The sequence below is a fragment of the Olsenella massiliensis genome (genome assembly GCF_001457795.1).
Classification (GTDB): Bacteria; Actinomycetota; Coriobacteriia; order Coriobacteriales; family Atopobiaceae; genus Olsenella_F; species Olsenella_F massiliensis.
Genome location: NZ_LN898211.1, coordinates 880,471 through 887,907, shown reverse-complemented (window position 1 = coordinate 887,907; position 7,437 = coordinate 880,471). Strand labels below are relative to the sequence as shown.

Here is a 7,437-nt window from a genome sequence, read left to right as displayed (position 1 = left end):
CGGCGGGCGCCGCACGCCCCTGCCACGCCGCGTTCCCTGGGCGCAGGGCGGGATGGGCGGGCAGGTCACCTATAATGATGCATGACTGTTTGTTCAAGGAGGCATACATGGGCATTCGCACCCGTCGGGCTCGTACGCGCTCGCGCACGCACATCGTGGGATTTGGCATCGCCGGCATCTTCGGCTTTGTCGCCCTCCTGGTCCTTGCCCTGTGCATATCGCTCGGCGCCCTCGTGAGCCAGTGGCTTCAGGACCTCCCCGACTACTCCTCGGCGGACGCCTACCTCGTGGCCGAGCCCACCACCGTCTATGCCGCGGACGGCTCCGTCATCAGCGAGTATTACGTGCAGAACCGTCGCACGGTGGAGCAGGACCAGATGTCCGACTACGTCCTCAAGGCCATCGTCGACACGGAGGACAAGCGCTTCTACCAGCATAACGGCGTGGACCCCCAGGGTATCGTCCGCGCGGCCGTCGTCCAGCTCGGCGGCGGTTCCGAAGGCGCCTCCACGATCACCCAGCAGCTGGTGCGCAACACGGTCCTCTCGGACGAGCAGTTTGAGCAGACGCTCAAGCGCAAGGTCCGCGAGGCCTACATCGCCGTCCAGATGGAGAAGATGTACACCAAGGACCAGATCCTGACCATGTACCTCAACACCATCTACTTTGGCCACAGCGCCTACGGCATCGAGGCGGCGGCGGTCACCTACTTTGACAAGGACGCCAAGGACCTCACGCTCGCCGAGGCGGCCACGCTCTGCGGCCTGCCCCAGTCTCCCACCACCTATGACCCCCTCGCCAACCCCGAGCTCGCCACGACGCGCCGCAACACGGTCCTCGACCGCATGCTGACCGCCGGCGACATCACGCAGGAGGAGCACGACGCCGCCGTGGCCGAGCCCCTGGAGACCAACGAGGGCAGCTTCACCGACGCGCAGAACGAGTACCCCTATTTCACCGACTACATCAAGCAGGTGCTCCTCCAGGACTTTGACCAGGACACCATCATGAAGGGCGGCCTCAAGGTCTACACGACCCTCAACCCCGCGACGCAGAGGTCCGCCGAGGACGCCGTGAGCTCCCAGCTCAGCGCCATCGGCAACCCCAAGCTCCAGGCGGCCCTCGTGGCCATTGACCCCAACACGGGCTACGTGCTCGCCATGGTCGGGGGACGTGACTACCACACGAGCCAATACAACATGGCGACGGACGCCCGACGCCAGGTGGGGTCGAGCTTCAAGACCTTCACCCTGATAGACGCCATATCCCAGGGCATGAACCCCAACATCTACCTCACATGCAACTCGCCCATGCGCTTTACCTCCACCTGGAAGGTCCAGAACTTTGCCAACGCGAACTACGGGAACATCTCGTTGGCACGAGCCTTCGCCGTGTCGTCCAACACCGGCTTCGTGCAGGTGGCCCAGGCGGTCAAGTCGGAGAGCATCGTCTCGACCGCCCAGTCGCTGGGCATTCGCGAGCCAATGGAGGCCTATGACTCCCTGACGCTGGGCACGACGGGGATCCCCCCCATCCAGATGGCGGAGGCCTATGCGACCGTCGCCACCAACGGCGTGCATCGAGGCGCCGTGGCCATCACCAAGATCGAGGACCGCAACGGCAATGTGGTCTACCAGCATGAGGACAGCCCGACCCAGGCCATCAGCGCCCCCGTCGCACAGGCCTCCCGCGAGGTCATGGAGGGCGTGTGCAAGGGCGGCGGCACCGCAAGCCAGCTCACCTCGCTTATGAAGGTCAACCAGCCCGTCGCCGGCAAGACCGGCACGTCCGAGAACTACCGCGACCTCTGGTTCTGCGGCATCACGCCCCAGCTCTCCGTGGCGATCTGGTGCGGCTACGAGCAGGAGGCGGCGGTCTACGTGGGCGGGTCGTACGGCCACCCCTACAACACGACCGTCCCCATCTTCGCCAAGTTCCTCAACGGCGCCCTCGAGGGCGTCGCGCGCGAGGAGTTTCCCACCACCAAGGAGGCCGTGACGTACAAGCCCAACCGCGACTGGACCTTCTCAAAGACCAACGCGTCCATCTCGGGCATTGCCACGCCCACGACGCTGAGCTGGACAAACGCGATTCTTGCGCCACCCAAGCCCAAGGAGGAGGAGGAGAAGGAGGAGGGCGCCGAGGCCAGCCAGGACACCCGCACGACCAAGACGAACGGCGCCGGGACCCAGACGACGACGGGGACGACGCCCTCGACGACGGGCGAGACGGGCGGTGGCACGACGGGCGCGGGCGCCTGACCGGCGCCACGGACGGCCTTTGAGGCCTGCACGGACGACGCATGAGGCCGACCTACGAGGTCGGCCTGAGGGGCATGCCTGCACGCTGTCCTGACGTCGTCTTTGCCCCTTGGGCGTCCGTGCGCCAAGGCGCAGCCGTCGCCTCCCGGGCGACGCGGGCGGGACGCCTAACGACGGGCGTTCTGAAGCTTGCCGATGAGGTGCGTGAGGTCCTGCGCCGCCTCCTCGCTGCCGGAGATGACCAGGACCGTGTCGTTGCCGGCGACAGACCCCTTGACCTCGGGAAGCAGCGCGGCATCCACTGCGGCGGCCACGCCCGAGGCGGTGCCGGGCTGAGTCTTGATGACGACGAGGTTGTTGGCGATTTCGACGGTCAGCACGAACTCCGACACCATGCGCTGCAGGTGCAGGTCCTCCGCCAGGACGTAGATGCCGTCGCTGAGCTTGCGCAGCCCCATGTCGGCGATGTCGCGCGACACGGTCGCCTGCGTGCAGTTGAACCCTATGGCCTGAAGCTCGTCCACGAGCGCGCGCTGGGTCCTGATCGACTTGCCGCGCACGATGTCCCTGATCGCATCCTGCCTGTTATTACGCCTCTTGACCATCGACCGATCCTCTCGAACGCCATCAGGGCGAGCCTGAAGGATTCCTGCCATACACTTGCTCGTAAGGATATCCGATAAGGTATACAATTTGGTGAAAATTACTTCCGTGTTTCGCTCTCTACATGAATACTACATGTGCGCCGCACGGCAAAGGCGCATCGTCTGGCCCAGCGGTACGCATACGGCCGGCACAGGCCCTAGCCGGCCTCACCGGCGTCGAGCCAGCGCCTGCGGCTGAGGAAGTTCCATACCATGACGATGGTGGTGGCGATGAGCTTGGTGGCCGTGATGGCCAGCGGCGAGGCGCCCAGGGCCGTCGTGCCCAGCCACATGCAGAGCTCGTTGATGGCAAGGCCGATGAAAGAGAGGACTACAAAGACCACAAACTCGCGCTGCCGACTGAGGTCGTCGCGCCGGGTGAAGACGTAGCGCATCGAGGCGACGTAGTTGAATATGAGCGATATGACGAACGAGATGCCCGCCGACAGGACGGGATCCCAGCGCAGGCCCACGGACAGCAGCATGAGGATGCCGTAGTCGATGAAGAACGCGACGAGGCCGACGACGCCAAATTTCAAGAACTGCCTTACGATGCCCCGCACGTCCGCCATGTGGGCCTCCTCTCCGACGATGACGGCGCCCTGTCGCCCTGCCTGGCGCCCGGCCTTATGTCCCAACCCTGCACCCCGGCCACCAGGGCCCCGGACAGCCGCTGGCTGCCTCGTGGGCACCCAAAGGCCACGCCGCCTGGCGCGGGAGCGTCATAATGCAATAGTATGGAATGGTACGCCTTGGCATGCGCTCCTGACGCATGAATCGACAAGAGGACAGTTCATGGCACGCAATATGGGTAGGCAGGGCCGTCGGCCCAGCGACGGCAACGCACCGTACGTCCCCAGCACGAGGGTCGGCAGGGACGATCCCCGTCGCACCAGCATAGGGTCCCAGTCGCGCGGCGGGCGCGGTTCGAGAGCCATCGGTCCGCAGCGCCGCAACTCAAAGTACCGCAGCGACCAGAACTACCGAACGATCACGGGCAGGGACACCGGCTACTCCCTGAGGGGGCGCAGCCAGCAGATCAACTTCGACGGGCGCCGACGCGACCTGCTGGCGCGCTACGGCATATCCAACCGCATGCTGGTCCTCGCCGCCGCCGCCCTCGTGCTCGTGCTCATCCTGATCCTGGGCGTGTCCAGCTGCGTGCGGGGCTGCACGGCCAAACAGGCGGCAGGGGGCAATGACGACCAGGCGTCCACCAACCAGTGGGACGCCCGCGTGGCCGTCGGCGCCTCGCAGGAGCTCACGGGCAAGTTCTCCCCCGCCCTCGACCGCGGCGAGAAGCTCGCCGCCATCGCCAGAAACGCCGACCAGTACCCTGACCCCCGCATTCCTGAGCTGGCCGTCAACGAGCCCGAGGCCGTCGACTTCGTCAGCGCCTATGCCACGGCGGAGCACAAGCCCGCCGACTACGGTCAGCCCAACGACAAGGGCAGCTTCCCCCTGCTGTACGACTGGGACGTGCGCTGGGGCTACGTGGACTACGCGGGCAGCGTCATGGGCGTGACCGGGTCGGGTCCCACGAGCCTTGCGATGGCCTACATGGGGCTGACGGGCAAGACGGACAAGACGCCCGCGGCCTTTGCCGCCGACGCCCAGGACAAGGGCTACGGCACCACCGACGAAGCGTCCACCACCGGCGACCTGTTCACCTACGAGGCCACGCAGCTCGGCCTCGGGTGCAAGGCATACGCCAGCCCCTCCGCCGAGACGCTCGAGGACATCCTGTCCGTCAAGGGCGCCGTCGCGATCGTGGGCCTCAAGGCCGGCTTTGACGGCCCCTATGCCCACTGGGCGCTCGTGGTCAGGAAGAACGACGACGGCTCGGTCACGCTGCATGACCCGACCTCGGCCGCAGCGTCGGCTCACAGCTGGAGCGTGGGCACCGTCGCCGCCAACGCCACCTCCTTCTATGCGCTGAGCGGTGGCAGCACGTCGGGCTCCTCCGACGCCGAAAAGGACTAGAACGTCGAGGCGCGCGGCTCTCTCCTGCGCCCCTCCCGCACACAGCGAGCCCCCGCCGACGTCGGCGGGGGCTCGTGACGCAAGCGAACAATCGCGCGGCGCCCTGACCTATGAGAGAATCTTCTCGCACGCGCCCCTCAGCTCGTCCAGCACCGCCTCGGACGCGGCGCGCGTGGCACCCTTGCTAAAGAGGTAGGCCTTGACCTTGGGCTCCGTGCCCGACGGGCGGAAGATGACCTTGTTCTCGCCCGCCAGACGGTACTCGATCACATCGGCGGGCGGCAGGACCTGCGGGGCCTCCTTCTGCAGGCCCGCCACGCGCGGCATGTCCGCGCCCGTGGCGTAGTCGGTGACGCCCTCGACGGCAAGGCTCGCAATCTGGGAGAGCGGCTCGTCACGCAGCCCCTGCATGATGTCCGCCATCCTCCTGGCACCCTGGGCACCGGGAAACGAGGCATTGACGATGCCGTTGAGGTAATAGCCATAGCGCTGGTACAGGTCCTCCATGACCTCATAGAGGTCCTTGCCCTGCGCAGCATAGTGAGCCGCCATCTCGACGCACATCTCGACGGCGACGATGGCGTCCTTGTCACGGACGTGCGTGCCGACGAGGTAGCCATAGGACTCCTCGTAGCCCATGAGGAAGCGGTCCTCCTCGCCCGCAGCCTTGAGCTGGTCAATCTGGTCGCCCACGTACTTGAAGCCCGTGAGGACGCGCCTCAGCTCAAAGCCCTGGTCCTTGGCGAGGGCGTCGGGCATGGCGGACGAGACGATGGACGTGACGGCCACCTTGCGGCTGACGTCCTCGCCGTTGTCGGCGGCCATCTGCGCGAGCCAGTCCATGAGCAGGACGCCCATCTCGTTGCCGTTGAGGAGCTTGTACGCGCCGTCGTGGGGAATGGCGGTGCCCATGCGGTCGGCGTCAGGGTCGGTGGCGACGACGAGGTTGGGCTTGACCTTCTCGGCGAGGTCGAGGGCAAGCTGGAGCGCCTCGCGAAACTCGGGGTTGGGATAGGGGCAGGTGGGGAAGTTGCCGTCGGGCTCGCTCTGCTCGGGCACCACCGAGACCTTCTCGACCCCGATCTCCTTGAGGATGCGCGTCACGCACTCCATGCCCGTGCCGTTGAGGGGCGTGTAGACGACCGAGTAGGACTCGTCCGCCTTGAAGCCGGGGACGGAGACCTTCTTGACGCTCTCGATGAAGGCGTCAAGCACCTCCTCGGGCGTCCATTCGATGAGTCCCCGCCTGAGGCCCTCCTCAAAGTCCATCATCTTGATGCCGCCGAAGACGTCGACGGACTCGATGTTACGGCTGATCTCCGCGGCGGCCTCGTCGGTGATCTGGCCGCCGTTGTCGTTGTAGACCTTGTAGCCGTTGTAGGCCGCGGGGTTGTGGGAGGCCGTCAGCACGATGCCCGCGCTCGTGCCCAGATAGCGCACGGCGAAGGAGAGCGCGGGGACGGGCTCGATGCGGGGGTACACGTACACATGGATGCCGTTGGCGGCAAGCACGCCCGCCGCGACGCGCTGGAAGTCCTCGCCCTTGAGGCGGGAGTCGCGCGCGAGCGCGAGGCTCGGCGACTCGTAGTGCTTGTTGAGATAGTCGGCCACGCCCTGGGTCGTCTGGGCCACCACGTGGACGTTCATGCGGTTGGTGCCCACGCCCAGGATGCCGCGCAAGCCGGCCGTGCCAAAGGCGAGATCGCGATAGAACGCGTCGTTGAGCTTCTCCTCGTCACCCGCCAGGAGCGCGTCGAGCTCCTCCTTGAGGTCAGGCTCCGTCACATGGTCCTTCCACAGCCGGACCTTCTCCTGCGTCTTCTGATCCATGGTCTTCTCCTCCAACGTATGTCGTGGCTGCGGAACGCCCAGCTCCAACCTGACATGTCTGATACTACTTGAAGCTGCGGGGGCGCGGTCAGAGGCCTGGGCGGACGGTCGCGCCCCCTCGGGCTGAGAGGCGCGACGCCGGCGGGCCGGCGGGCCTGGCGTGCATCTTGCGGGCGGGCGACTCCCCGAGGTCCCGACGCCTGGGGTCATGGTACCGTACGTAGCAGTCGAAAGGGTGCCATGATGAATGAGAACAGCACGACGGCAAGCGACCACGCGTTCTTCGCCAGCTGCCCCAAGGGCTTCGAGGGCCTGCTCGCGGACGAGCTCAGGTCCCTGGGCACGCCCGGGGTGCGCCCCCTGACGGGGCAGGTGGCCTTTCGCGGGAGCGTGCGCGACGCCTATCGGGCATGCCTATGGTCGCGCCTCGCCTCGCGCGTGGTGCTCGTCCTGGGCGGCGTGGACGCCCGGGACGCCGACGCGCTGCATGCGGGCGTCTCGTCCCTGGCGTGGGAGGACCAGCTGCCCCAGGGCGCCACGATCGTCGTCGACGCTCACGGCACCAACGCCCAGCTCAGAAACACGCAGTTCGTTGCCATGAGGACCAAGGACGCCATCGCGGACCGCATGATGGGATCGGAAGAGCACACGTCTGAACTCCAGTCACGCCAATATCTCGTATGCCGTCTTCTGCTTGAAAAAAAAAAAAAGCGCAAACT

At 66.3% G+C, this 7,437-nt stretch carries 5 protein-coding genes; 2 read left to right on the top strand and 3 right to left on the bottom strand.

Going from position 1 to position 7,437, the window contains the following annotated elements; genetic code table 11:
• Positions 1 to 107: 107 nt before the first annotated feature.
• A complete protein-coding gene (locus BN3001_RS08025) occupies positions 108 to 2,261 on the top strand; it encodes a transglycosylase domain-containing protein (RefSeq protein WP_058271217.1) in 2,154 nt (717 codons plus the stop codon).
• A 167-nt stretch (positions 2,262 to 2,428) separates the two neighbouring features.
• On the opposite strand, the gene BN3001_RS08020 is transcribed toward BN3001_RS08025, so the two are convergent.
• A complete protein-coding gene (locus BN3001_RS08020; protein WP_058271216.1) occupies positions 2,429 to 2,866 on the bottom strand; it encodes an arginine repressor in 438 nt (145 codons plus the stop codon).
• 197 nt (positions 2,867 to 3,063) lie between these two features.
• Positions 3,064 to 3,477 carry a GtrA family protein gene (locus BN3001_RS08015; RefSeq protein ID WP_235815084.1) on the bottom strand — a complete coding sequence of 138 codons (414 nt, stop codon included), beginning with the start codon at positions 3,475 to 3,477 and terminating at the stop codon, positions 3,064 to 3,066.
• Between the two features lie 223 nt (positions 3,478 to 3,700).
• On the opposite strand from BN3001_RS08015, the gene BN3001_RS08010 reads away from it, so the two are divergent.
• Positions 3,701 to 4,888 (top strand): cysteine peptidase family C39 domain-containing protein, encoded by a 1,188-nt coding sequence (locus tag BN3001_RS08010; RefSeq protein WP_058271215.1) that lies wholly within the window; start codon positions 3,701 to 3,703, stop codon positions 4,886 to 4,888.
• A gap of 108 nt (positions 4,889 to 4,996) precedes the next feature.
• Here the strand turns inward: BN3001_RS08010 and BN3001_RS08005 are convergent, their stop codons facing one another.
• Positions 4,997 to 6,718 (bottom strand): phospho-sugar mutase, encoded by a 1,722-nt coding sequence (locus BN3001_RS08005; RefSeq protein WP_058271214.1) that lies wholly within the window; start codon positions 6,716 to 6,718, stop codon positions 4,997 to 4,999.
• Between the last annotated feature and the right edge of the window lie 719 nt (positions 6,719 to 7,437).

Excerpts from the sequence above, each read along its gene's own strand:
- BN3001_RS08015 (WP_235815084.1), bottom strand. The coding sequence starts at position 3,477 with ATGGCGGACGTGCGGGGCATCGTAAGGCAGTTCTTGAAATTTGGCGTC.
- BN3001_RS08020 (WP_058271216.1), bottom strand. The coding sequence starts at position 2,866 with ATGGTCAAGAGGCGTAATAACAGGCAGGATGCGATCAGGGACATCGTG.
- BN3001_RS08005 (WP_058271214.1), bottom strand. The coding sequence starts at position 6,718 with ATGGATCAGAAGACGCAGGAGAAGGTCCGGCTGTGGAAGGACCATGTG.
- BN3001_RS08010 (WP_058271215.1), top strand. The coding sequence starts at position 3,701 with ATGGCACGCAATATGGGTAGGCAGGGCCGTCGGCCCAGCGACGGCAAC.
- BN3001_RS08025 (WP_058271217.1), top strand. The coding sequence starts at position 108 with ATGGGCATTCGCACCCGTCGGGCTCGTACGCGCTCGCGCACGCACATC.